The 24,235-nt window shown below is 66.9% G+C and carries 20 protein-coding genes and 1 pseudogene; 13 read left to right on the forward strand and 8 right to left on the reverse strand.

The genetic code is table 11. The annotated features are described in order from the left end of the window. Window positions 1–20 precede the first annotated feature (20 nt). The 5 genes and pseudogenes from CDN38_RS08415 to CDN38_RS08435 all read left to right on the forward strand — a co-directional run. Window positions 21–1,054 (forward strand): annotated as a pseudogene (locus tag CDN38_RS08415) (MFS transporter); the annotation flags it as partial. A gap of 8 nt (window positions 1,055–1,062) precedes the next feature. Next, on the forward strand, window positions 1,063–1,758 hold the full coding sequence (locus CDN38_RS08420) for a class I SAM-dependent methyltransferase (protein WP_099319357.1): 696 nt from the start codon (window positions 1,063–1,065) through the stop codon (window positions 1,756–1,758). After that, window positions 1,755–2,324, forward strand: a complete 570-nt coding sequence (locus CDN38_RS08425; RefSeq protein WP_075510955.1) for a class I SAM-dependent methyltransferase — start codon at window positions 1,755–1,757, stop codon at window positions 2,322–2,324. The genes CDN38_RS08420 and CDN38_RS08425 overlap by 4 nt, the downstream gene beginning before the upstream one ends. A gap of 96 nt (window positions 2,325–2,420) precedes the next feature. After that, the gene (locus CDN38_RS08430; RefSeq protein ID WP_075510954.1) at window positions 2,421–3,161 is read left to right on the forward strand and encodes a beta-phosphoglucomutase family hydrolase; all 741 of its coding nucleotides are present in this window, start codon (window positions 2,421–2,423) and stop codon (window positions 3,159–3,161) included. Further along, entirely contained in the window at window positions 3,158–5,521 is a 2,364-nt protein-coding gene (locus CDN38_RS08435) for a glycoside hydrolase family 65 protein (protein ID WP_075510953.1), read from the forward strand. The genes CDN38_RS08430 and CDN38_RS08435 overlap by 4 nt, the downstream gene beginning before the upstream one ends. A 17-nt stretch (window positions 5,522–5,538) precedes the next feature. On the opposite strand, the gene CDN38_RS08440 is transcribed toward CDN38_RS08435, so the two are convergent. After that, window positions 5,539–6,102: a TetR/AcrR family transcriptional regulator gene (locus CDN38_RS08440; RefSeq protein ID WP_082277149.1), complete on the reverse strand. Its 564-nt coding sequence runs from the start codon at window positions 6,100–6,102 to the stop codon at window positions 5,539–5,541. 57 nt (window positions 6,103–6,159) lie between these two features. Between CDN38_RS08440 and CDN38_RS08445 the strand changes: the two genes are divergently transcribed. Next, window positions 6,160–7,050, forward strand: coding sequence for a TauD/TfdA dioxygenase family protein (locus CDN38_RS08445; RefSeq protein WP_075510951.1), 891 nt, complete (start codon window positions 6,160–6,162; stop codon window positions 7,048–7,050). Window positions 7,051–7,058: 8 nt separating this feature from the next. On the opposite strand, the gene CDN38_RS08450 is transcribed toward CDN38_RS08445, so the two are convergent. Next, window positions 7,059–8,804 (reverse strand): GMC oxidoreductase, encoded by a 1,746-nt coding sequence (locus CDN38_RS08450; protein WP_075510950.1) that lies wholly within the window; start codon window positions 8,802–8,804, stop codon window positions 7,059–7,061. Between the two features lie 113 nt (window positions 8,805–8,917). Here CDN38_RS08450 and CDN38_RS08455 point away from each other — a divergent pair, with 113 nt between their 5' ends. Together CDN38_RS08455 and CDN38_RS08460 are read left to right on the forward strand one after the other, a co-directional pair. Beyond that, window positions 8,918–9,139, forward strand: a complete 222-nt coding sequence (locus CDN38_RS08455) for a hypothetical protein (protein WP_036411107.1) — start codon at window positions 8,918–8,920, stop codon at window positions 9,137–9,139. A 7-nt stretch (window positions 9,140–9,146) separates the two neighbouring features. Then, the gene (locus CDN38_RS08460; RefSeq protein WP_075510949.1) at window positions 9,147–9,563 is read left to right on the forward strand and encodes a type II toxin-antitoxin system VapC family toxin; all 417 of its coding nucleotides are present in this window, start codon (window positions 9,147–9,149) and stop codon (window positions 9,561–9,563) included. Between the two features lie 72 nt (window positions 9,564–9,635). Here the strand turns inward: CDN38_RS08460 and CDN38_RS08465 are convergent, their stop codons facing one another. Both CDN38_RS08465 and guaB read right to left on the reverse strand, forming a co-directional pair. Continuing rightward, entirely contained in the window at window positions 9,636–10,775 is a 1,140-nt protein-coding gene (locus tag CDN38_RS08465) for a GuaB3 family IMP dehydrogenase-related protein (RefSeq protein ID WP_075510948.1), read from the reverse strand. A gap of 9 nt (window positions 10,776–10,784) precedes the next feature. Next, window positions 10,785–12,404, reverse strand: coding sequence for an IMP dehydrogenase (gene guaB, locus CDN38_RS08470; protein ID WP_075511025.1), 1,620 nt, complete (start codon window positions 12,402–12,404; stop codon window positions 10,785–10,787). A gap of 176 nt (window positions 12,405–12,580) precedes the next feature. Between guaB and CDN38_RS08475 the strand changes: the two genes are divergently transcribed. Further along, window positions 12,581–12,994, forward strand: a complete 414-nt coding sequence (locus tag CDN38_RS08475) for a DUF5319 domain-containing protein (RefSeq protein WP_023371174.1) — start codon at window positions 12,581–12,583, stop codon at window positions 12,992–12,994. Between the two features lie 23 nt (window positions 12,995–13,017). Here the strand turns inward: CDN38_RS08475 and CDN38_RS08480 are convergent, their stop codons facing one another. The 3 genes from CDN38_RS08480 to CDN38_RS08490 all read right to left on the reverse strand — a co-directional run bounded on the left by CDN38_RS08480 (window position 13,018) and on the right by CDN38_RS08490 (window position 15,369). Continuing rightward, complete coding sequence (locus CDN38_RS08480; protein ID WP_075510947.1) at window positions 13,018–13,902, reverse strand: anti-sigma-D factor RsdA; 885 nt, start codon at window positions 13,900–13,902, stop codon at window positions 13,018–13,020. Beyond that, complete coding sequence (sigD, locus tag CDN38_RS08485; RefSeq protein ID WP_082277148.1) at window positions 13,895–14,470, reverse strand: ECF RNA polymerase sigma factor SigD; 576 nt, start codon at window positions 14,468–14,470, stop codon at window positions 13,895–13,897. The genes CDN38_RS08480 and sigD overlap by 8 nt, the downstream gene beginning before the upstream one ends. Before the next feature lie 80 nt (window positions 14,471–14,550). Continuing rightward, on the reverse strand, window positions 14,551–15,369 hold the full coding sequence (locus tag CDN38_RS08490; RefSeq protein ID WP_075510945.1) for a hypothetical protein: 819 nt from the start codon (window positions 15,367–15,369) through the stop codon (window positions 14,551–14,553). 570 nt (window positions 15,370–15,939) lie between these two features. Here CDN38_RS08490 and CDN38_RS28920 point away from each other — a divergent pair. Both CDN38_RS28920 and CDN38_RS08500 read left to right on the forward strand, forming a co-directional pair. Then, a complete protein-coding gene (locus tag CDN38_RS28920) occupies window positions 15,940–17,409 on the forward strand; it encodes a PPE family protein (protein WP_142361254.1) in 1,470 nt (489 codons plus the stop codon). A gap of 517 nt (window positions 17,410–17,926) precedes the next feature. Continuing rightward, window positions 17,927–18,235 carry a WhiB family transcriptional regulator gene (locus CDN38_RS08500; RefSeq protein ID WP_023371166.1) on the forward strand — a complete coding sequence of 103 codons (309 nt, stop codon included), beginning with the start codon at window positions 17,927–17,929 and terminating at the stop codon, window positions 18,233–18,235. A 26-nt stretch (window positions 18,236–18,261) separates the two neighbouring features. On the opposite strand, the gene CDN38_RS08505 is transcribed toward CDN38_RS08500, so the two are convergent. Next, window positions 18,262–19,911, reverse strand: coding sequence for an amidohydrolase (locus tag CDN38_RS08505; protein WP_075511024.1), 1,650 nt, complete (start codon window positions 19,909–19,911; stop codon window positions 18,262–18,264). A 334-nt stretch (window positions 19,912–20,245) separates the two neighbouring features. Between CDN38_RS08505 and CDN38_RS08510 the strand changes: the two genes are divergently transcribed. Further along, window positions 20,246–21,958, forward strand: coding sequence for a PPE family protein (locus CDN38_RS08510; protein ID WP_099318899.1), 1,713 nt, complete (start codon window positions 20,246–20,248; stop codon window positions 21,956–21,958). A gap of 267 nt (window positions 21,959–22,225) precedes the next feature. Then, entirely contained in the window at window positions 22,226–24,007 is a 1,782-nt protein-coding gene (locus tag CDN38_RS08515; RefSeq protein ID WP_075510942.1) for an N-acyl-D-amino-acid deacylase family protein, read from the forward strand. The last annotated feature ends 228 nt before the right edge of the window (window positions 24,008–24,235 follow it).

Here is a 24,235-nt window from a genome sequence, read left to right on the forward strand (position 1 = left end):
CAAACTTTGCTACCTTGTCTATGACTCGACCGATCTTCCGCAACCACCGGATTCCCGCGCTTGCCGTCATCTGCCTCGGCGTCTTCCTCATCAGCGTCGACGCCACGATCGTCAACGTCGCTCTGCCCAGGCTGTCGCGCGACCTGAGCGTCGACACCGCGCAACTGCAATGGTTCGTCGACGCCTACACCCTGGTCATGTCCGGCCTGTTGCTGTCGGCCGGCAACCTCAGCGACCGCTACGGCAGGCGCGGCTGGCTCAACGCCGGTCTCGTCCTGTTCGCGATCACCTCCGGCGTTGCCGCACAAGCGAATTCGGCGGATGCGCTGATCGCGGCGGCGGGCCGCCATGGGTGTCGGCGCCGCGGTGATCTTCCCGACCACGCTGGGGCTGATCACCAACATCTTCACCGACCCCGTCCCCTGGGCCAAGGCGATCGGAGTGTGGGCGGCCATGGTGAGTGTCGGGGTGGCCGTCGGGCCGATCAGCGGCGGGGCTGGCTGCTCGAACACTTCTGGTGGGGCTCGATCTTCATGGTCAACATCCCAATCGCAATCATCGCCATCGCCGGCGGAATCCTGTTCGTCCCGACCTCGCGCGATCCGGCCGCACCCCGGGTCGACGTCCCCGGCCTGCTGCTGTCCGCGGTGGGGATCACGGTGTTGGTCTACACCGTCATCGAAGCACCCACCTGGGGCTGGGCCAGCACCCGAAGCGCCACCGGATCGGTTTGGCCACAATGGTTCTCGTTGGCTTTGCGGTGTGGGAATGGCGCAGCAGCCACCCGATGCTGGACGTGTCGGTATTTGCCGACCGTCGATTCTCCGGCGGCAGCCTGGCGGTGACCGCAGGCTTCCTGACGCTGTTCGGCTTCATCTTCGTCATCACCCAGTACTTCCAATTCATCAAGGACTACCGGGCATTGGAGACCGGGGTGCGGCTGCTGCGGCGGCCGTCTCGATCGCGCTGGCCAGCATCCTGGGGCCGCGGCTGTTCGAGCGGGTCGGCACCACCGCCGTCGTCGTCGCCGGTCTGAGCGTGTTTGCCGCGGGGCGGCCGGGCATGCGGGTACTCGATGTCGGCTGCGGGCCCGGTGATGTGTCGTTCATCGCGGCCCGGCTGGCCGGCCCCACCGGAACCGTTATCGGTGTGGACGCCGCGCTCGAGATGATCCGGCTCGCCCGCGATCGCGCCGCCGAACAAGGTTTGCCCGCAGTGCGATTCAAGCAAGCCGCCATCGACGCGGTCAGCGAGGACAAACCCGTCGACGCGGTTGTCGGCCGGTTGATCCTGATGCACCTGCCCGACCCGGCCGCCACGCTGCGACACCTCAGCTCGTTGGTGCGCCCCGGCGGTGTGATCGCCTTCTCTGAGAACGACATCACCGGGACCCGCAGCGTTACGGAGCTGCCGCTCTTTCGACACGTGACGACGCGGATCGCCCGCGCCTTCGAGGCCATCGGGCTGCCGCCGAGCTTCGGCACCAGCCTGCACACGGTGTTTCAGGACGCCGGTCTGGGCGCACCGCGCCTTACCCTCGGCACCCCTATCGGTACCGCCGCCGACAACGAGATCTTGGCCTACGCCGCCGAAGTATGGCGCTTGGTGTCTCCGATAGCACAACGGCTGGGCTTCGCGATCGACGAGCTCGCCGACATCGACGAATTCGTGCCACGATTCCGCCGAGAGATGCTGGCGGTCAACGCCGTCGTCACCATGCCTCCGCTGATCACCGCGTGGGCCCGGGTGCAGAAATGACCGACAACCAGATCCATACCCAGTACTCGACTGGGTTGACTCAGCCCAGTATCCGGCAGGCGCTTCTGGCCGCCGGAAAAGACCTTGAGCACCTGCGGCCCGAAGACCTGACGCTGCTGGAGGACTTCCACACGATGGGCCGCTTTGCCACAACGGAATTGGTCGACCTGATCGGCATTACCGCCGACATGCGGGTTCTCGACGCCGGCAGCGGGATCGGCGGTGCCGCCCGCTTCGTCGCCGATCGGTGTCGGTGCCGGGTGACCGCGGTCGACCTGACCGATGAGTACTGCGAAACCAATCGTTGGCTCAATCGACTTGTCGGGCTCGACGAGCGGATTAGCGTCCGGCAGCCAGATGTCACCGAACTGCCCTTTCCCGCAGCCACTTTCGATATTGTTTTCAGCCAAGGCCACCACGACGATGCGGCTGCTGCTGTCACTACCCGCCAACCCGCTTGGGCTGCACGCCTTCGTCACCGACTTCTTGTTCCGCACCTTCGTCGGCGCACCGGCGACGTCCGCATCACCTCGGATCCGCGGCTCCGGGATGCCCGATCCACATGAACGTATCCGCGTCACGCGCTAAGGTGCCGTCATCGCCAGGGTGACATGGTGAACTGGTATCACCCGAAATAACTGTGAGCGGGAGCGAGGTTGGCTGTGCTGGGTCTGCCGGAGAAGGTACGTGCCTGTTTGTTCGACCTCGACGGTGTCCTCACCGATACCGCCAGCGTGCATAGCAAGGCCTGGAAGGCCATGTTCGACGCGTACCTGTCCGAGCGGGCCGAGCGCACCGGGGAACCCTTCGTCCCCTTCGATCCGGCCACCGACTACCGCCGGTACGTGGACGGCAAGAAGCGTGAGGACGGGGTGCGGTCCTTCCTGGAGAGCCGGGGAATCCAGCTGCCCGACGGAAATCCCGACGACTCCGGCGAAACCGAAACGGTTTACGGACTGGGCAACCGCAAGAACGACATGTTCCAGCAGGTCCTGCGCGACGAGGGGGTCGAGGTGTTCGAAGGGTCGCGGCGCTATCTGGAAGCGGCCGCGGCGGCCGGGCTCGGCATTGCCGTGGTGTCGTCGAGCGCCAACACCCGCGACGTGCTCGAGATCACCGGCCTGGACCGGTTCGTCCAACAGCGGGTGGACGGCGTGCGGCTGCGCCAAGAGCACATCGCCGGCAAGCCGGCCCCCGACTCCTTCCTGCGCGGGGCCCAGCTGCTCGACGCCGACCCGGACACGGCCGCCGTGTTCGAGGACGCGTTATCCGGCGTACAGGCCGGGAGGGCCGGTAATTTCGGGTTCGTGGTAGGCGTCGACCGAGTGGGCCAGGCCGAGGACTTGCGGCGCAACGGCGCCGACGTGGTGGTCAACGATCTCGCCGAACTGCTCCAGTCATGATTACTGAAGAAGCCTTCCCCGTTGAACCGTGGCGGGTTCGCGAGACCAAGCTCGACCTGAACCTGCTGGCCCAGTCGGAATCCCTGTTCGCGTTGTCCAACGGACACATCGGCCTGCGCGGCAACCTCGACGAGGGCGAGCCGTACGGCCTGCCCGGCACCTACCTGAACTCCTTCTTCGAAATCCGGCCACTGCCCTACGCCGAGGCGGGATACGGGTATCCGGAGGCCGGCCAGACCGTCGTCGACGTCACCAACGGCAAGATCCTGCGCTTGTTGGTCGACGACGAGCCGTTCGACGTCCGCTACGGCACGCTGATCTCCCACGAGCGCGTTCTGGACCTGCGCGCCGGGACGCTGACCCGCCGGGCCCACTGGCAGTCGCCGGCGGGCAAGCAGGTCAAGGTGGTATCCACCCGGCTGGTGTCACTGGCCCACCGGGCCGCCGCGGCCATCGAGTACGTGGTGGAAGCCGTCGGCGAATTCTCGCTTGTCACAGTGCAATCCGAACTCGTCACCAACGAGGACCAACCGGAGACCTCCGCCGACCCGCGGGTGTCGGCAATCCTGGAGAAACCGCTGGAGGCCGTCGACCACGAATGCACCGAGTGCGGCGCACTTCTCATGCACCGCACCCGCAGCAGCGCCCTGATGATGGCCGCCGCGATGGACCACGAGGTCGAGGTCCCCGGGCGGGTCGAGATCACCACCGACGCACGCGCCGACCTCGCCCGGACCACCGTGATCTGCGGGCTGCGCCCGGGACAGAAGCTGCGCATCGTCAAATACCTGGCGTATGGCTGGTCCAGCCTGCGCTCCCGCCCGGCGCTGCGCGACCAGGCCGCCGGGGCGCTGCACGGCGCGCGCTACAGCGGGTGGCAGGGGCTGCTGGATGCGCAACGCGCCTACCTCAACGACTTCTGGGAGAACGCGGACGTCGAGGTGGAGGGCGACCCCGAGTCCCAGCAAGCGGTCCGGTTCGGGCTCTTTCACCTGTTGCAGGCCAGCGCGCGCGCCGAGCGCCGCGCCATCCCGAGCAAAGGTCTCACCGGCACCGGCTACGACGGACACGCCTTCTGGGACACCGAGGGTTTCGTGCTGCCGGTGCTGACCTACACCGCGCCGCACGCGGTCGCCGACGCGCTGCGGTGGCGGGCGTCGACGCTGAACCTGGCCAAGGAGCGGGCCGCCGAACTCGGCCTCGACGGCGCCGCGTTCCCCTGGCGAACCATCCGCGGCGAGGAGTGCTCGGCCTACTGGCCGGCCGGCACGGCCGCCTGGCATATCAACGCCGACATCGCGATGGCGTTCGAGCGGTACCGGACCGTGACCGGCGACCACACGCTGGAGAAGGACTGCGGCCTGGCCGTGCTGGTCGAAACCGCCCGGCTGTGGCTCTCGCTCGGCCACCACGACCGGCACGGCGTGTGGCATCTCGACGGGGTCACCGGCCCCGACGAGTACACGGCGGTGGTGCGCGACAACGTCTTCACCAACCTGATGGCCGCCAACAACCTGGTGACCGCCGCCGACGCGTGCCTGCGTCATCCCGAGGCGGCGGAAAAGCTGGGCGTCACGACCGAAGAGATGGCCGCCTGGCGCGACGCCGCCGACGCCGTGAACATCCCCTACGACCAGGAGCTGGGGGTTCACCAGCAGTGTGAAGGGTTCACCACGCTGGCCGAGTGGGACTTCGAGGCCAACACCACCTACCCGTTGCTGCTGCACGAGGCCTACGTGCGGCTCTACCCCGCCCAGGTGATCAAGCAGGCCGACCTGGTGTTGGCCATGCAGTTCCAAAGCCATGCCTTCACCGCCGAACAGAAGGCGCGCAACGTCGACTACTACGAGCGGCGGATGGTGCGTGACTCGTCGCTGTCGGCGTGTACTCAGGCGGTGATGTGCGCCGAGGTCGGACACCTGGAGCTGGCCCATGACTATGCCTACGAAGCGGGGCTGATCGATCTGCGCGACCTGCACCGCAACACCCGCGACGGCTTACACATGGCCTCGCTGGCCGGCGCCTGGACGGCGCTGGTCGGCGGCTTCGGCGGCCTGCGCGACGACGAGGGTGTGCTGTCCATCGATCCCCAACTGCCCGACGGCATCTCGCGGCTGCGCTTCCGGCTGCGGTGGCGGGACTTCGGGGTGACCGTCGATGCCAATCACTCCGACGTCACCTACACCCTGCGCGACGGGCCCGGCGGCGAGCTGACGATCCGACACGCCGGCGAGGACATCAAACTGGACACGTCGTCGCCGTCGACCATCGCCGTGCGCCCGCGCAAGCCGCTGCTGCCGCCACCGCCGCAGCCACCGGGCCGCGAGCCGGTCCACCGTCGGCGCATCGGCGGCCACTGACACCGACGCCGCCGGTGTCAGTGCGGTTCCAGTATCCGGGCGGCCTCGGCGATCACCGCCTGCCGCAGTTCAGCCTGCGGCAACTCGTCGAGTCCGGTCGCCGAGCGCAGCATGGGTTCGAACAACCGCCAACCCAGTTGCAGCGCCATGTAATTGGCGACCGCCAGCCGCGCGCTTGAGTCGTCGCGGTGGCGGGTCCGCACGTAGTCCAGCAGTTCGGCGACGTTAGGAAAGCGGGTCTGTAGCTGCTCGGCCGAATACCCGTCGAGCAGGGTACGGGCCCACACCCGCATCTGCCGGTCCAGAGCGCGGTCGACGAGCTCGGTGGCCGCCCCGGAGTGCAGCAGCCCGGTGAGCTTGGCGCCCAGGTGGTTCAGTACGGCGCCAACGAGTTGGTCCTTGGTCCCGAAATGCCGAAACACCAGCCCGTGGTTGACCTTCGATCGGGCGGCGATGTCGCGGATCGAGGTGGCGGCCGGGCCGCGCTCGGCGAACAGATCGGCGGCGGCCTCCAGGACTGCGGCGGCCACCTCGTCTCGCCCGGTGGGCGCCCGGCGACCGCTTGCCGTTTGTGTAGTCACTCGACTACGCTACCTTATGTAGTCAACCGACTACACCCGTCTCCGAAGGATCACGCAATGACTGACCTGATAGCCGTGCAGAAACTGGGCAGCCGTATTGGCGCCCGAGTCGACGGCGTCCGCCTTGGCGGTGATCTCGATCCCGCCGCGGTCGACCAGATCCGCAAAGCACTGCTGACCCACAAGGTGATCTTCTTCCGCGGCCAACACCACCTCGACGACCAGCAGCAGCTGGCGTTCGCCGGCTTGCTGGGCACGCCGATCGGCCACCCTGCCGCGGCCATGCTGGCCGCCGAGAACGCGCCGATCATCACCCCGATCAACTCCGAATACGGCAAGGCCAATCGCTGGCACACCGACGTCACCTTCGCCGCCAACTACCCGGCGGCTTCGGTGCTGCGCGCGGTCACGCTGCCCGGCTATGGCGGGTCGACGCTGTGGGCCAACACTACGGCGGCCTACGAAGGGCTGCCCGAACCGCTCAAGTGCCTGGCTGAAAACCTGTGGGCGCTGCACACCAACCGCCACGACTACCTGGATGCCGAACCACTGACCGAGGCCCAGCAGGCGCACCGGCAGGCGTTCCAGAAACCCGACTTCCAGACCGAGCATCCGGTGGTACGGGTGCACCCGGAAACCGGTGAGCGCACCCTGCTGGCCGGCAGCTTCGTGCGCAACTTCGTCGGCCTGGACAGCCACGAGTCGAGCGTGCTCTTCGAATTACTGCAACAGCGAATTACCATGCCGGAGAACACGATTCGCTGGAACTGGGAGCCGGGCGATGTGGCCGTCTGGGACAACCGGGCAACCCAGCACCGGGCCATCGACGACTACGACGACCAGCACCGGCTGATGCACCGGGTCACCCTGATGGGCGACGTGCCCGTCGACGTGCACGGCCGGCGCAGCCGCGTGGTCACCGGCGCGCCGCTGGCTCTGGCCGGCTGACGAGCCGGCTAACCGGCGTCGGCTGCGGTGCTGACCGGATCGACCGGCAGCCACCGCAGCGCCCCCGGCGCGCCGGCGGGCACCACCGGGTGCTCGGGCTCGATGGGCTGCAGCCGGCGGTAGGCATCCCCCTGCAGCGGCCGCTGGTCGTTTTGGCCCTTGTTCGGCCAGAGCGACGCGGCGCGCTCGGCCTGGGCGGCGATGGACAGCGACGGGTTGACACCGAGGTTCGCCGAGATCGCGGCACCGTCGACGACGAACAGTGTCGGATAGCCGTAGACCCGGTGATAGGGGTCGATGACGCCGTTCTCCGGGCTGTCGCCGATCACCGCGCCGCCGAGGAAGTGCGCCGTCAGCGGGATGTTGAACAGCTCGCCCCAGGTGCCGCCGGCCACGCCGTCGATCTTGGCGGCGATGCGGCGGGTGACCTCGTTGCCGATCGGGATCCAGGTCGGGTTGGGCTGGCCGTGTCCCTGCTTGCTGGAGTACCAGCGGATGCCGAGCTTCCCCCGCTTGGTGAACGTGGTGATCGAGTTGTCCAGGTGCTGCATCACCAGCGCTATCACGGTCCGTTCGCTCCACTGCCGGGGATTGAGCAGCCGGATCATCTTGCGCGGATTCTCGCCGGCTTGCACCAGCAGCTGCTTCCAGCGCGGCACTGCGCTGCCCTCGGGACCGGTACCGTCGGTCATCAACGTCTGCAGCAGCCCCATCGCGTTGGACCCCTTGCCGTAGCGGACCGGCTCGATGTGGGTGTCGGGCGTCGGATGGATCGACGACGTGATCGCCACCCCGTGCGTCAGGTCCAGGTCCGGGGAGACCTTCAGCCGCGCGGCGCCGACGATCGACTCGGAGTTGGTCCGGGTCAACACGCCCAGGCGCTTGGAAATTCGGGGCAACTTGCCCTTGTCGCGCATCTTGAACAGCAGATGCTGGGTGCCCCAGGTGCCCGCGGCCAAGATCAGGTACGTGGCGGTGAAGGTACGTCGGTCGCGGCGTGCCCAACTGCCGGTGCGCACGGTGCGAACCTCCCACAGCCCGTCGGACCGCTGTTCGAAGCCCTTCACCGTCGTCATCGGAATCACTTGCGCCCCAGCCGATTCCGCCAGCCCGAGGTAGTTCTTCAGCAACGTGTTCTTGGCGCCGTGACGGCAGCCGGTCATGCACTCACCGCATTCGATGCAGCCGGTGCGGGCCGGCCCCGCGCCGCCGAAATAGGGGTCGGGCACGGTCTTGCCCGGCGCCTTGGTGCCGTCGGGTCCGAAGAACACCCCGACCGGGGTGGGCACCCAGGTGTCGCCGAATCCCATCTCGTCGGCGACTTCCTTGACGATGCGGTCCGCGTCGGTGAAGGTCGGGTTTTTCACCACGCCCAGCATCCGCTGCGCCTGCTCGTAATGCGGCATCAGCTCATCGCGCCAGTCACTGATGTGCTGCCACTGCTGGTCTTTGAAGAACGGCTCCGGCGGTACGTACAAGGTGTTGGCGTAGTTCAGCGACCCGCCGCCCACCCCGGCGCCGGCCAGGATCATCACGTTGCGCAGTGGGTGGATGCGCTGGATGCCATAGCAACCCAATCGGGGTGCCCACAAGAACTTACGTAGATCCCAGGACGTCTTGGCGAACTCCTCGTCGGAGAACCGGCGGCCCGCCTCCAGCACGCCTACCCGGTAGCCCTTCTCCGTCAGCCTCAGCGCGCTGACGCTGCCCCCAAAACCTGAACCGATAATCAGGACGTCGTAATCCGGCTTCATCGATGCAGTATGACCTTCTTTACGTCGGCCCGTTAACCCCACCCTGGTAAGTGACGGCCACGACGGCCGCAGCGGTGCCGGGTCGTGATGCGTTGATGCGATATCATCAACCGGTGCGAACGACGCTGGATATCGACGACGATGTGGTCGCCGCCGCCCGGGAACTTGCGGCCAGTCAGCGCCGATCGCTCGGCGCGGTCATTTCCGAGTTGGCGCGCCGCGGCCTCACCCCCGCGCGCGTCGAGACCGACGACAAGTTGCCCGTGATCCGGGTCCCGGCCGGCACACCGCCGATCACCCCCGAGATGGTTCGGCGCGCCCTCGACGAGGACTGACCCGGCCGTGGCGCTGCTCGACGTCAATGCCCTGGTTGCGCTGGCGTGGGATTCACACATCCACCATGTGCGCATCCGGGAGTGGTTCGCCGCCAACGCGTCCCGGGGCTGGGCCACCTGCCCGATCACCGAAAGCGGCTTCGTCCGGGTGTCGACGAACCCGAAGGTGCTGCCCAGCCCGATCGGCATCGCCGACGCGCGCCGGATGCTGGCGGCGTTGCGGGCCGTCGACGGTCACCGCTTCCTGGTCGACGACGTGTCGCCCGTCGACGGCGACGTGCCGGCGATCGTCGGTCACCGCCAGGTGACCGACGCGCACCTGCTGGCGCTGGCCCGCCGCCGGGGAGTTCGCCTGCTCACCTTTGATGCCGCCCTGGTCGCCCTGGGGGAAGGGCGCGACGTCGAGTTGCTGACGCCGCTGTAGACCAGCTGCGCCAGCAGACGCGGAATCGCACGCGCGGGCCCCGCGCGGTGCGATTCCGCGTCTGCTGGCGGATCAGCTGCCGACCGTCAGGCCGACCTTCTGGAACTCCTTGAGATCGCAATAACCGGCCTTGGCCATCGACCGGCGTAACCCGCCGACCAGGTTGAGGGTGCCGAACGGGTCGTCGGACGGCCCGTTGAGGAGCCGTTCCAGCGGCGGCCGCTCACCCACCGCGATCTGCAGCAACGCCCCGCGCGGCAACGACGGGTGCGCCGCCGCGGCCGGCCAGAACCAGCCCTGGCCCAGCGCCTCGGCGGCCTCGGCCAACGGCGTGCCGAGCACCACCGCGTCGGCCCCGCAGGCGATGGCCTTGGCCAGCTCACCGGAGGTGTGGATATCGCCGTCGGCCAGCACGTGCACGTAGCGGCCGCCGGTCTCGTCGAGGTATTCGCGCCGTGCGGCCGCGGCGTCGGCGATCGCGGTGGCCATCGGGACGCTGATGCCCAGCACCTCGTCGGTCGTGGTCACCCCGTGCGTGGAGCCGTACCCCACGATCACGCCGGCGGCGCCGGTGCGCATCAGGTGCAGCGCCGTGCGGTGATCCTGCACGCCGCCGGCGACCACCGGAATGTCGAGCTCGGCGATGAAGGTCTTCAGGTTCAGCGGCTCCCCATCTCGTTCCTTATCCAAGGCCACCCGCTCGGCCGAGACGATCGTGCCCTGAATGACCAGCAGATCGATCCCGGCCTGCAGCAGCACCGGGGTCAGCGACTGGGCGTTTTGCGGACTGACCCGCACCGCGGTGATCACCCCGGCTTCCCGGATGCGGGCCACGGCGGCGCCGAGCAGCTCGGGGTTCAACGGGGCCGCATGCAGCTCCTGCAACAGCCGAATCGCCGCCGAGGATTCGGGTTCTTTCTCGGCGGCCTCGACAAGTTGGGCGATCCTGGTTTCGACGTCGGCGTGCCGGCCGATCAGTCCCTCACCGTTGAGCACGGCCATCCCGCCCAGCCGGCCCAGCTCGATCGCGAACTCCGGCGAAACCAGGGCATCTGTCGGGTGTGCCAGCAGGGGGATCTCGAACCGGTAGGCGTCGAGCTGCCATGCCGTGGACACGTCTTTCGACGAGCGGGTACGCCGCGACGGGACGATGCTGATGTCACTGAGCTCGTAGGTGCGCCGCGCCGTGCGGCCCATGCCGATCTCGACCATGATGCGCCCTCAGCGTGCGTAGTAGTTGGGCGCTTCGACGGTCATGGCGACGTCGTGCGGGTGGCTCTCTTTGAGACCGGCCGCCGTGATCCGGACGAACTGCGCCTGCTGCAGCACTTCGATGGTGGGTGAGCCGGTGTAGCCCATCGCCGCGCGCAGGCCGCCGGTCAACTGGTGGATCACCGAATTCAGCGGGCCGCGGAACGGCACTCGGCCCTCGATCCCCTCGGGCACCAGTTTGTCCTCGGACAGCGCGTCGTCGGCGAAGTAGCGGTCCTTGGAGTAGGACTTGGAATAGGAATTCGCCGCCGCGCCAGAGCCCCTGCCCGCCATGGCTGCCAGCGATCCCATGCCGCGGTAGCTCTTGTATTGCTTGCCGTTGACGAAGATAAGCTCGCCGGGCGCCTCGGCGGTGCCGGCCAGTAGCGAGCCCAGCATGGTCGTCGACGCACCCGCGGCCAGCGCCTTGGCAATATCGCCGGAATACTGCAGTCCCCCGTCGGCGATCACCGGCACCCCCGCCGGCCGGCACACCGCGACGGCTTCCAGGATCGCGGTGATCTGGGGTGCGCCGACGCCGGCCACCACCCGGGTCGTGCAGATCGAGCCGGGGCCCACGCCCACCTTCACCGCGTCGGCACCGGCGTCGACCAGGGCCGCGGCCGCCGACCTGGTGGCAACGTTGCCGCCGACCACATCGACCCGGTCGCCCACTTCGGCCTTGAGCTTGCGAACCATATCCAGCACCAGCCGGTTGTGAGCGTGCGCAGTGTCGACGACCAGCACGTCGACCCCGGCGTCCACCAGCATCATGGCGCGGACCCATGCATCGCCGCCGACCCCGACGGCGGCACCGACCAGCAGCCGGCCATCGCTGTCCTTGGTGGCCAGCGGATGCTGCTCGGTCTTGACGAAATCCTTCACGGTGATCAGGCCGGTGAGCCGGCCCCGCCCGTCCACGACGGGCAGCTTCTCGATCTTGTGCCGGCGCAACAGACCCAGCGCCGCCGACGCACTGACCCCCTCCTGGGCGGTGATCAGCGGGGCTTTGGTCATCACCTCGGCGACCTGCTTGGCCTGATCGACCTCGAAGCGCATGTCCCGATTGGTGATGATGCCGACCAGCGCACCGTCGTCGTCGACCACCGGCAACCCGGAGATCCGGAACCGGGCGCACAGCGCGTCGACCTGGGCCAAGGTGTTGTCCGGTCGGCAGGTGACGGGATCGGTGACCATGCCGGCCTCGGAGCGCTTGACCATTTCGACCTGGCCGGCCTGTTCGGCGACCGGCAGGTTGCGGTGCAGCACACCCATGCCGCCGGCCCGGGCCATCGCGATCGCCATCCGAGATTCGGTGACCGTGTCCATCGCCGAGCTGACCAGCGGCACCTTCAGCCTGATCTTCTTGGTGAGCTGGCTGGAGGTGTCGGCGGTGGCCGGCACCACATCGGAAGCCGCCGGCAGCAGCAGCACGTCGTCGAAGGTCAGCCCGAGCATGGCCACCTTGTGCGGGTCGTCGCCACCGGTCGGCACCGGGTCACCGGTCAGGCCACCGACATGCGCGTCGCGCACATACGGGCTGCCGACCAGGTCGGAGCTTTCTTCCAGGCGAGACATGCCACGGGACATCGGGGGGCCCTCCATACGCATGCGGAGTGAGAAACCCATCCTATCGGCTCCCGCCCGGGTGACGATGCAGGCCGCGAAGCGGGCGAGATGCGGTTGCGGCGTGGCCGGGTCCGACCCGCACGGCGCGCCCACTGAATTTCTGGCGCTATGGCCGCCTGGCTGCGTAGTGTAGAGGCGTGCGCGACCACCTGCCGCCGGGTTTGCCGCCCGATCCGTTTGCCGACGACCCCTGTGACCCGTCGGCGGCGTTGGAGGCCGTCGAGCCCGGTCAGCCCCTCGATCAGCAGGAGCGGCTGGCGGTAGAGGCTGACCTGGCCGACCTCGCCGTCTACGAAGCTCTATTGGCGCACAAGGGGATTCGCGGCCTGGTGGTCTGCTGCGACGAGTGCCAGCAGGACCACTACCACGACTGGGACATGCTGCGCGCCAACCTGCTGCAGCTGCTGATCGACGGCACCGTCCGCCCGCACGAGCCGGCCTACGATCCCGAGCCGGACGCCTACGTCACGTGGGATTACTGCCGCGGATACGCCGATGCCTCGCTCAACGAAGCGACGTCAGACGCGGACGGGTTTCACCGCCGTCACTAGGCGTCTCGCCGCTATCGCTCCTTCTAGCCGGGTTCCCCGGCCGGTGCCGGCGATGAGCCGGGTTCTGTTGTGCCCGCAGCCGGAGACCCCGGCGTGCTGGTGGGCGGCGGCGACGACGGACTGGCCGTCGGCTTCGACGTTGGTGCCGGGCTACCGGTCGACATCTCGGAGGTGACCGGACTGGTCGGCGCCGTCGATTCCGGTGCCCCTGATGTCGCTGCCGGCTCGGCGTCGGGAGCTGGCGGGGCCGACGACGTCACCGGGGAGTCACTCGGGCCAAGGACCCTGGAAAGCACGGACCGGGGCGACGGGGTCGGTGGCAGAGTCGCGTTGGGATCGCGCTTTTCCACCTTGGTGTTCAGCTGGTTCAGCTCGTTCAGCAGGTTCTGCCGTCGGCTGCCGTCATTGACGGCCTGCAGGGTGCTGCTGACTTCGGCCAGCTGGGTTTCGGCCTGGTCCCACTGCCCCTGGGCGATCAATTGCTCGACCTTGGCCAGGTCGGCCTTGGCAGACAACACAATCGGGTCGTCGCTGACCCGCGGCTCGTTGAACATCATCGCGTGCAGCCCGTAGAGGGTATCGCCGGGGCGGGCATCGGCCACCAGCGCACCGAACCCACTGAGCGCGAGCAACGTCGCGGCCACCGACCCGACCGCGGCCAGCGCGCGCCGAGAGCGCCGGCGCTGCGCGATTCCTTCGATCAGCGCGTCGACGGCCTCATCGGGCGACACCAGTGCACTGGCCGGTGGCCATCGCAAATCGTCGCGCCACTGCCCCAGCAGTGCGGCCAGCGCGTCTTCGTGTGGATCGTCGAGGGTGACATCGGCGCGGCCGGCGAGCGCGTCGAGGAGTAGCTCGGTGCCGGCCAGTTCGTCCAAGCCGGGCCGATCGAAACCGGAATCACGCATAGTCACCTGCCGCGACAATTTCGTCCTTGAGCCGCTGAAGTGCGCGATGCTGGGCCACCCGGACCGCCCCCGTCGTACTGCCGACGGCGGCCGCGGTCTCCTCGGCCGATAGGCCGACGACAACGCGCAGGATGAGGATCTCGCGCTGCTTGGCCGGCAAGATCTCAAGCAATTCGTTCATCCGGGTCACCGAATCGGCTTCAATGGCAAGCTGTTCGGGGCCGGCGTCGGCCGATCGGCGGTCCGGAACCGACTCCGCGGGGTATGCAAGGTCACGGCCGGCCGCACGATGAGCGTCCGCGACCTTGTGCGCCGCGATGCCGTAGAGGAAGGCCAGGAACGGGCGTCCTCGGTCCCGATAGCGCGGCAGCGCCGTTATGGTGGCCAAGCACACCTCCTGTGCCACATCGTCTGCTGAGAGGCCACTGCGCTCGATCGTGCCGACTCGCGCCCGGCAATATCGCACCACGATCGGACGGATGGTCTCCAGCACCTCCCGAAGTGCGTTCCGGTCTCCTGCCACGGCCTCCGCAACCACCGCGTCGAGACGTTCCCCTCCAATTGTCATTGACGGCGATATCTCCAACGTTACGAACCGGCCACATCCCGGGCTAACTCACGGATTGACAATAACGGTCGAGCGGCGAATCAAGCGGGACGCCAGGTCCCACCGGCGCGCCGTACTTGATCTGCGCAGATATCACGAATTTCGCGCAACTGCCGCGTCGAAAACGTGACACTTCCGATATCGATCAGCAAGCAAGCCAACGCCCAGCGCAGCGGAATCAGACCCAGCCGCCCGGTAGCTACCAGCGCCTCTTCCCCCACGCCGCGAGCCCGCTCAGCAGCGCCGGCACTGCACAGCGCCGCCGCCAGCACCACCTCACTTTTGACCAGGTGTCTGGCCGACCCGCCGGCCATCACGCGCGCCAATTCGACCGCTTCCTCGGCATGGTCGACGGCGGTGGCCGCCTCACCTGAGGCCATCGCCAACTCCGCGGCTACCCAGCCGCGTCGTACCGCCAGCCGGTTCGCCACGTCGGCCGGCAACCCGGCCGCATCGAGCACCGTGTCCGCACGCGTCAACAACGTCGCCGAGACGGCGAAGCGGCCGACGCCCAGGCCGTCGGCCGCCAGCCCGATCAGCGCATCGGCGCGGGCCTCCGGATCTGCCTCGGCCAGTGCCATGGCGCGTCCGTCCCAGCCCCGCGCCAGGGTGTGCCAGCCGAGCTGGCGCAGAAAGGACCCCTGAGTGCTGTGCGCCAGCGACGCCAAGCGGCCCGCCGGGACGCGGCGTCGCAGCAACTCCAGGTCGGTGTACGCCGAGCCGTAGCGACCTTGTCCCCCGGCGGCCACGGCACGCAGCCACAGCTGGCGTGGGGTCGTCGCCGTCGGCAGCGGCCAGCTGCCCGGGCTGCTCCCGAAGGCTGCATCGGCTAACCGCGATTCAATCGATTCAATCGCCATATCGGTCGACGAAGTGTGTCGAGATTCCTGCACGGTGATAGCTGCACCCTAACGCGAATCCGCTGCAGCAATTGCCACGAGTGTCTCGTGGCGACAGGAGCGCCTATCGATCCTGAATTATCGGAATTGCCGACGCTGCGGCAATTCCCGGGAAACACAACGCGCGAGCCTGACGGTCGCCGCGGCGGGAGGTCAACAGCGGCACCGCACCGCCGCCGGATTGCGTCGGGCCACCGGGGCCGGCGCGAGCGGTACTCGTCGGGATAGGGCGATAGCGTTGGTGATGGGGTTAGTCGAATCGACCAACTTTCGGTCGCCATTGTCATAAAGTTTCCGTTGTGACGGTTTCGACGGGTGGTGTGCGATGGTGCTGACGGACGCGGAAATGGGGGCAGCCGTCAGTACGCGCCGAGGTACGCGCCGAGATACCGCCACGCATTCCGATCAAGCATGTGCCGCAGCGCCCATTGCGGCCGATTGGCCGCGATACCCGGGCGGCCAGATGATCCTCGATTCCGTCGTCTTGGTGGTGGCCAGGCCGAAAAGGCCGATTAGGAAGGGATGGTTGCGATGAATTTCTTGGTGGCACCGCCGGAGGTCAATTCGGCGCGGATGTATGCCGGTGCTGGCCCGGCGCCGATGCTGACGGCCGCGACCGCTTGGGAAGGATTGGCCGAAGAGCTGGGATCGGCGGCGCGTGCGTTCTCCTCGGTTACTTCGGACCTGACGGCGTCCTGCTGGCAGGGGCCGGCCTCGGCCGCGATGGCGGCGGTCGCCGTTCCGTACGCGCAGTGGCTCGACGCTGCGGCGACCCGGGCGGTGGGCGCGGCGGCGCAGGCCAATGCGGTGGCGGCCGTGTATGAGGCGGCGCGGGCCGCGGTGGTGCATCCGGTGGCGGTGGCCGCCAACCGGCATCACCTGTTGTCGCTGGTGTTCTCCAACCTGCTGGGTCTCAACGCCCCGGCGATCGCGGCTAATGAATGCGAATACGAGGAGATGTGGGCCCGGGATGTGGCCGCGATGGTGGGCTATCACAGCGGGGCGTCGGCGATAGCAGCTCAGCTGGTGCCCTGGCAGCAGGCGCTGCAGACCCTGCCTGGCCAGGTCGTCGCAACGGCTGCGGCCAGCTTGGTTGCCCCCACCCAGGTGGGAGCAGCCGCGGCGGCCAACCCGGCGGCAACGCTGATCGAGTACGCCCTGGTCGCCAGCCTCCTGCAAACCGGCGTCATGGTCGCCGTGGCGAATGCGGGCAAGGGAATCGAGACGACGTTCGCCGCCGTGTCCGGGGCGATCGAACCGGCGGCCAGGGCAATCGCGACGGGCGCGACCGCGGTCGCGGCGCCGGTGGCCAAAGCACTTGCGGAGTCCCCGGTGGTGGCCGCCGCGGCTGGGGCGATCGCGCCGGTGGCCACGCAGGTCGCGACCGCGGTGACCGCCGCGGCCAACGTCGCCACCGCCGCCGTCGCGCCGGTCGCCGCCCAGGTTGCGGCCGCGGTGACCGGTGCGGTCGATACCGCGACCGTGGCCGTCGCGCCGGTCGCCGCCCAGGTTGCGGCCGCGGTGACCGGTGCGGTCGATACCGCGGCGACGGTCGTCGGGCAGGTGGCGACGGCTGCGACCATCCAGGTCGGCGCCGCCATCACCGCGATTCAGACCGCGGGCGCGGGATTGGCCCAGCAGCTGACGGCGGCGCTGGGCGATCCGTCGTTGCTGGCCCCGTTGCTGACGGCGGCGTTGGGTGATCCGGCCGTGTTGGCCAACGCGGTCACGTCCGCTTTGGCCAATCCGGCGTTGCTGACCGACCTGGTCACGTTGTTCGCGGGCAATCCCGCTTTGGCAACCAATGTGTTTGCGCTGTTGGCAGCCAATCCGCAACTGGTGGCGACCCTGGTCAGTCAAGTGGAGAGCAATCCGGCGTTGCTCGCCGCGTTGATGACGGCCTTCTCGCAGCTACAGGCCAGCAACCCGGCGCTGGCGGCACAGCTGATGAGTTTGGCCGAACAATTGGCAAGCCAGCTCGGGATCGGACAGGCGGCCTGAGCACCCGCGCCGGGTAGTCCCCAGACTCACCCCGGCCCGCCACCTTCCCGGGCCAACGGCGCCGTGGTCGGCGAAATCCCGTGGTGGGTGAATTGAGAATGGGCGCGCACCACGCGCCGGCCGCCGATCGCGGAGCGCGACATTAGTGTTTCACTCACCGTGAGCGGTAAAAAGTTTGTGGTTTCTGTGTTACGTACACATTACTCACAGCCATCTGTCGGCAAATTACAGCATGCTCACAGCAGCCCGCTGAGCTGCAAAGATGAGATTTCGAACCGGTCTCGATAGCACGCTTGGCCGTCGCCAAATGCGTGACAGATGAACACCGAGTTAATTCTCGTCCAACGCACAGGTATTTGGCCGCTCCGGCGGGCTATTGACGTAAATTCGGCAGTCCCCCTAGCGTTTAGCGTTGTCTGGTAGTCATCGGTGACTCCTCTGAAGTATCAGTTGCACACCTCGCGCGTTCGCGAACCTAACCTCCACTTGGATGTGCCGTGCAGAGAGGGAATGAGCAATGCCACAGCCGGAGCAGCTACCTGGGCCCAACGCCGACATCTGGAACTGGCAGTTGCAGGGTTTGTGCCGCGGAGTCGACTCATCGATGTTCTTCCATCCCGACGGCGAGCGCGGCCGCGCCCGCATGCTGCGCGAGCAGCGTGCCAAGGAAATGTGCCGCCGCTGTCCGGTGATCGAGCAGTGCCGCTCCCACGCGCTCGACGTGGGCGAGCCCTACGGCGTATGGGGCGGCTTGTCCGAATCGGAGCGCGACCTGCTGCTCAAGGGCGGCATTGGGCGCAGCCGGGGTATCCGCCGCTCCGCGTGATGGGCCGCCCCGCTCTGCGGCAGTGATTAGGCGGCGACCGGTCTGCGATAGATCGTTCGCCCCTCTTTGATCGTCTCGACGACCTTGATGTCTTTGATGTCCATCGGGTCGACGGTCAGTGGATTGCTGTCCAGGATCACCAGGTCGGCGAGTTTGCCGACCGTGATCGAGCCCTTGGACCGCTCCTCGCGGTACTGATATGCGGCGTTGATGGTGATCGCTTCGAGTGCCTCGAGGGCCGTGACCCGCTGATCGGCGCCGATGACCTCGCCGCTGCGGGAGACGCGATTGACCGCCGTCCACACCACGAACAGCTGGTCGAGGGGCGAGACGTTGAAGTCGGTGTGATTGGTCGGGCGCAGGCCCATGTCGATCGCTGTCCGCATCGGGCTGAGGAAATGCGCCTGTTGCCTGCCGCGCAGCCGGACATGAGTGTCGCCGAAGTAGAACGCGTGCTCGGTGAACAGCGACGGGATCAGGTTGTATTCGACGTACTTGTCGAGCTGGTCGCGCCGCACGAACTGGGAATGGATGACCGTGGTGTGGCGGTCTTTGGAAAGGTCGTCGGCAGCGGCGTATTCGTGTGCCTTGAGCAGGACGTCGATGGCGGCGTCACCGTTGGCGTGGATGTTCAGCGGCACACCGAGGTCGTAGACCCGTTTGAACCAGGAGTCGACGGTTTCCTGTGGGAACGGCAGCTCGCCCGTCCAGTTCTGCTGTCCGTCGGGTCCGTCGACGAGGTAGGGGGTGGTGAAGAACGCGGTCCGGCCCTGCGGCGAGCCGTCGAGAGTGACTTTGACGCCACCGAGCTTGACGCGGTTGTGGTAGGTCCCGAATGTGTCGGGCGGATTGTCCTGCAGAACCGCGTCGAGGTCGAGGATGAACGGGTAGGCGACGATGTCGATGAGGGTGGCGCCGCCGGCGGCCGCCCGCTGCATCACAGCGATGTCCGCCGCGTGCGTCGCCCCCTCGTGGGCAGTCGTGATACCGGCTGCGGCGTACAGCATTTGGCCGGCGATGCTCCACTCGACCTCTTGTTCGCGGGTGGGTTTGGGCAGCGAGGCGAAGATCGGCAGAAACGCGGTTTCCATGACCAGGCCGTCGGGTTCGTCCGAACCGTCCTTGCGCACGATCACCCCGCCCGGCGGCGTGACGGTGCTCGCCGAAATGCCGTACTTGTCCATGGCCGCGGAATTGAGCACGGCGCCGTGCAACGACACGTGCCCAACCATCACCGGGTTGTTCGGGAACTCCTTGTCGAGGTCTTCTCGGTGCAGGGTGCGGCCCTCAGGCATGACCGTCTCGTCGTAGCCGTAGCCCATGATGAGTTCGCCCTCACCGATGTTGCGCGCGTCACGGAAGCGCTTCAGCTCCGCGACGATGGCGTCGACGTCGGCGCCGGGGCCCGCCGGTGGTGCGAACACATTGACCTGGTTGGCCACCGTGAGCGCATTGATGTAGTGGCTGTGCGGGTCGATGAAGCCCGGCAGCAGTGTTTTGCCGGCGAGATCGACGGTGCGCGTTCGCGGGCCTTGGTGTTGTTGTACAACGTCGTCGCAAGCCCCGACGGCGACGATGCGACCGTCCTTGATGGCGACTGCTTCGGCCGCCGGCTGCCCGTCGTCAATCGTGACGATGTCACCGTTCAGATAGATGGCGTCAGCTTCGCCCATCATGTTGACCTCCTTGTGGTCGTCAGCCATCCTAGTGCGGCATTCAGCAATCCGCGCAACTCCGGTTGTCGATGCCGGCTACGCTGAGTCATGAATCATGTCGCACCACAACATGTTAACTAGGTACTAGCGGCACGCCTGAACGCTGGGCCGGTCAAGCGGCTCGACCGAGGCGGTGTAGTCACCTGCTCCGAACAGCGAATCGCTCCGGTCGGAATTATGCCAAAAAACCAATATTTGCGTTGCACTCGGCGTAGCGTGCGTGGCGAGTTTCTCGATCCCACGTCGGCACCGGGTCGCCTCGAGAGCTCCGCGTGATATTGACAGGAGGACTGTCGTGTCCAATTTCATGGTGTTGCCGCCGGAGATCAATTCTTTGCTGATGTTCACCGGTGCCGGCTCGGCGCCGATGCTGGACGCGGCGGCGGGCTGGGACGGGCTGGCCTCGGAGTTGGGGACGGCGGCGTCGTCGTTTTCGTCGGTGACCTCGGGGTTGGCCGTTGAGTCGTGGCAGGGTGCGGCCTCGGCGGCGATGACGGCCGCGGCCGCCCCGTATGCGAAGCTGTTGAGCGCGGCCTCGGCCCAGGCCACGGGGGCGGCCGAGCAGGCGCGGACGGTGGCCGGTGCGTTCGAGGCCGCGCGCGCGGCAACAATCCATCCGTTGGCGGTAGCGGCCAACCGCTCGGCGTTCGTACAGCTGATCCGGTCGAACTGGTTGGGGCTCAATGCGCCGGCGATCATGGCCGCCGAGGGCCAGTACGAGCAGATGTGGGCCGCGGATGTGGCCGCGATGGCCGGCTATCACACCGGGGCGTCGGCGGCGGCAGCGCAGTTGCCGAGCGGTCTACAGCAGTTCCTGCAGAACCTTCCCAATTTGGGCGTCGGCAACAAGGGCAACGCCAATGTCGGCAATGGCAACACCGGCAGCGGAAACATCGGCTTCGGAAACAGCGGCTTCGGAAACAGCCAGCTGGTCCCCCCGAAGCCGGGCAACAATAACATCGGCAGCGGAAACAACGGCAACTACAACGTCGGCGCCGGAAACAGCGGCAATGGAAACTTCGGCTTCGGCAACTTCGGCAACGGGAACATCGGCTTCGGAAACGGCGGACCGACCGACTTGGCCAATCCAAACCTGTTCACGTTCTCCCCCACGCCGGGCAACAACAACGTGGGCATGGGTAACACCGGCAACGGCAACTTCGGCCTGGGCAACTTAGGCAACGGCAACATTGGCGGCGGGAACACCGGCAATAACAATATCGGGTTCGGACTCAACGGCAACAGTTTGATGGGTGTCGGCGGGGCGTATTACGACCTGGCAGCTGGCCAGTTCCATTTCGACGGCCTGAACTCGGGTAGCGGCAACATTGGCTTGTTCAATTCGGGCACCAACAACATCGGCTTCTTCAACTCCGGCAACGGCAACATCGGCCTCTTCAGTGCCGGCACCAATACCGTTTATCCAGGCCACCTCAACAGCTTCGGCTTTGCGAACTCGGGCACCGGCAACCTCGGCTTCGGGAACGCGGGTAGCGGAAACAGCGGCTTCTGGAACTCGGGCCTGCTCAACACCGGCTTCGCGAACGCGGGCTCGATCAATACCGGCGGCTGGAATGGGAACAACCTCAACACCGGATTTTTCAACTCGGGCTCGGCAAACACCGGCTTTGGCAACTCGGGCCACGTCAACACGGGCTTTTGGAATGCGGGCAATCTGAACACCGGCTTCGGGAGCGCCATAGACCAGGGTCCGGTCGGCTTCGCCGCCACTAGCAACTCGGGATTCTCTAACATCGGTGTCGGAGTCTCGGGGCTTGGAAACACGGCCGCTAACGGCGGGCACGGTATCTCGGGCTTCTTCAACTCGGCCTCCGGCGGCTCGCTTGTCACCGGCGTCAGCTCTGGCTTTTTCAACACCGGTGTCACCGACGTCATTGGCCCCTTCCCGAGCGGCATGGTCAGTGGGTTCAACTCGGGCTTCTTCAACACCGGTCTCGCCAATTCGGGTCTGCTGAGCCTCGGCCGGCTGATCATGTTGGCTACCTGATCGGGTTGGCCCCAATGGCGGGGTAGGCCATAGCGCGGCGTGGTCGGCGCAGTCGCGGACCACACCGTGATCTCGGGTCGTTCGGTGTTCGCTGCCGGGAACCGGGACATCAGTCGTGCACACTTTTGCACCATCCGTTCGCACGAATTGGGACATTGTGACCTTTGGCGAGCAGTGCTGCGGCCTCGATGATGGAGAGCACTTCGAGCACCTCAGCTCATTGCGCCCAGCCCTGACGTCGAGGTCCGGCCGAAAGGATCCAGCCGAATGAACACCACGGCAAGCGCCGGCAAGTCCAATCCCCGAGTCTTGATTTCCCGCGGGCTGGTTTTCGACGGCAGCGGCGCGCCAGGGGTGATCCGCGACATCGCGATCGCCGACGGGGTGGTGATCAACGTGTCCGCGCAGTCGCTGAATCCCGGTAGCTTCGACGAAGTTATCGACGCCGCCGGAAAATGGGTGATGCCAGGCTTTCTGGAGATCCACTCGCACTACGACGCCGAAATTGTCACCGCCCCTGGGCTGCCCGAGTCGGTACGGCACGGGGTGACCACCGTGGTCACCGGTAACTGCTCGTTGAGCATGGTGACCGTGGATGCCGACGATTCGGCGGACCTGTTCGCCCGGGTGGAGGCCATCCCGCATTCGGGCATCAAGACGATTCTGCAGCAGAGCAAGACTTGGAGCACGCCAGGCGAATACCGGCAATGGCTTCAACAGCAGCCACTGGGCCCCAACGTCGCGGCCATGCTGGGTCACAGCGATCTGCGGGTTGGTGTGCTGGGTTTAGAAGCGGCCACGGACAAGCACTTTCGGCCGAGTGACACCCAGATGGCGTCAATGGAGCGCATTCTCGACGACGCTCTGGACGAAGGCTTCCTGGGGTTGTCGACGATGACCACTCGTCGTGACAAGCTGGCCGGTGACCGGGCCTGGGCGGAACCGTTGCCGTCGACGTTCGCGAGGTGGCGCGAATATCGCAGGCTGCACAAGCGGCTGCGCCGCCGGGACCGGATCCTGCAGAGCGCCCCCAACGCCGAAACGCAGGTGAATGTGCTGGCGTTCGCGTTGACCGCGGCCGGCGTCGGTCGTCGCCCGCTGCGCACCAGCCTGCTGACCGCGATGGACTTCAAGTCCAACCCGATGCTGCACCGGGTGTCGCGCCTGCTGGCGTGGCTGACCAACCGAATTCTTCGCGGCAACTTGCGTTTTCAGGCGCTGCCCGGCCCGATGACGATTTTCGTCGACGGCGTGGATTTCGCGGCCTTCGAGGAGTTCAGCAGCGGTATCGCGCTACGCAAGCTGCGCACCGCCGACGATCAGTACGCGCTGCTGACCGACCCGAAGTTCCGGGCCCAGTTCATCAAGGACATGGGCGGATTCATGATGAACGGCCTGTGGAACCGGCGTTTCGACGATGCCGTCATCATCGATTGCCCCGATGTCTCGGTGGTAGGCCGCACCTTCGAAGACCTCAGCCGCGAGCGCGCTCAGCACCCCGCCGAGGTGTTTCTGGATCTGGCCGCCACCTGGCGGGACAAGTTGCGGTGGTACACCGTGGTGGGCAATCACCGCCCCGACATCGTGCTCGACTTGTTGGCCAGCTCCGGTACCCAGATTGGATTCGCAGATTCCGGCGCGCACCTGCGCAGCCTGGCGAACTACAACTTCGGGCTGCGTGCCCTGACGATGGCCAAGCGGGCCGAACAATCGCCATGCCCGAAGATCACCGTCGGCGAGATGGTTCGCAAGCTGACGTCGGATCTGGCCGACTGGTGGGGCGTCGAGGCCGGCCGGCTGCGCATCGGCGCCCGCGCGGACGTGGTGGTGGTCGACCCGGACGGGCTCACCGACCAGGTCTTCGAGGTCTCCGAGGCACCCGCCCCCGACGCCTTCGGGCTGGACCGCGTGGTCAACCGCAACGACGCCGCAGTGCACGCCGTACTCATCAACGGCCGCACCGCGTACACCCAAACATCAGGGTATGCACCGGATCTCGGGCAGTCTGCGGCCTACGGGACGTTTCTGCCGTCCACCCACACGAATTGATGCCGACAACAACAGATAACGACGCAAAGATGTCAACGATGAGCCGCACCGGGATCAGCCGGGCCGACGTGGATTGCCCACCAACTGAATCCGGACCAACGAGCTACACCAATGCGTGGTGAATTTCGCCATACTCACTACACCATTGTGGACGCGGCGGATGGGGTGGGCCGGGCGGACCGGGTGGACCTCCGGCGCACGGTGAGTTCTACCGACCATATGGGCCCC

Origin of the sequence: Mycobacterium ostraviense (assembly GCF_002705925.1) — a bacterium.
Taxonomy (GTDB): Bacteria; Actinomycetota; Actinomycetes; order Mycobacteriales; family Mycobacteriaceae; genus Mycobacterium; species Mycobacterium ostraviense.

Bases quoted from the DNA above. Each gene is read 5' to 3' on its own strand.
- CDN38_RS28920 (WP_142361254.1), top strand. From the start codon at position 15,940: ATGAATTTCTTGGTGGCACCGCCGGAGGTCAATTCGGCGCGGATGTAT.
- CDN38_RS08490 (WP_075510945.1), bottom strand. From the start codon at position 15,369: ATGGCGATTGAATCGATTGAATCGCGGTTAGCCGATGCAGCCTTCGGG.
- CDN38_RS08425 (WP_075510955.1), top strand. From the start codon at position 1,755: ATGACCGACAACCAGATCCATACCCAGTACTCGACTGGGTTGACTCAG.
- CDN38_RS08420 (WP_099319357.1), top strand. From the start codon at position 1,063: ATGCGGGTACTCGATGTCGGCTGCGGGCCCGGTGATGTGTCGTTCATC.
- guaB (WP_075511025.1), bottom strand. From the start codon at position 12,404: ATGTCCCGTGGCATGTCTCGCCTGGAAGAAAGCTCCGACCTGGTCGGC.
- CDN38_RS08445 (WP_075510951.1), top strand. From the start codon at position 6,160: ATGACTGACCTGATAGCCGTGCAGAAACTGGGCAGCCGTATTGGCGCC.
- CDN38_RS08435 (WP_075510953.1), top strand. From the start codon at position 3,158: ATGATTACTGAAGAAGCCTTCCCCGTTGAACCGTGGCGGGTTCGCGAG.
- sigD (WP_082277148.1), bottom strand. From the start codon at position 14,470: ATGACAATTGGAGGGGAACGTCTCGACGCGGTGGTTGCGGAGGCCGTG.
- CDN38_RS08505 (WP_075511024.1), bottom strand. From the start codon at position 19,911: ATGATGGGCGAAGCTGACGCCATCTATCTGAACGGTGACATCGTCACG.
- CDN38_RS08450 (WP_075510950.1), bottom strand. From the start codon at position 8,804: ATGAAGCCGGATTACGACGTCCTGATTATCGGTTCAGGTTTTGGGGGC.
- CDN38_RS08480 (WP_075510947.1), bottom strand. From the start codon at position 13,902: ATGCGTGATTCCGGTTTCGATCGGCCCGGCTTGGACGAACTGGCCGGC.
- CDN38_RS08500 (WP_023371166.1), top strand. From the start codon at position 17,927: ATGCCACAGCCGGAGCAGCTACCTGGGCCCAACGCCGACATCTGGAAC.
- CDN38_RS08465 (WP_075510948.1), bottom strand. From the start codon at position 10,775: ATGGTCGAGATCGGCATGGGCCGCACGGCGCGGCGCACCTACGAGCTC.
- CDN38_RS08515 (WP_075510942.1), top strand. From the start codon at position 22,226: ATGAACACCACGGCAAGCGCCGGCAAGTCCAATCCCCGAGTCTTGATT.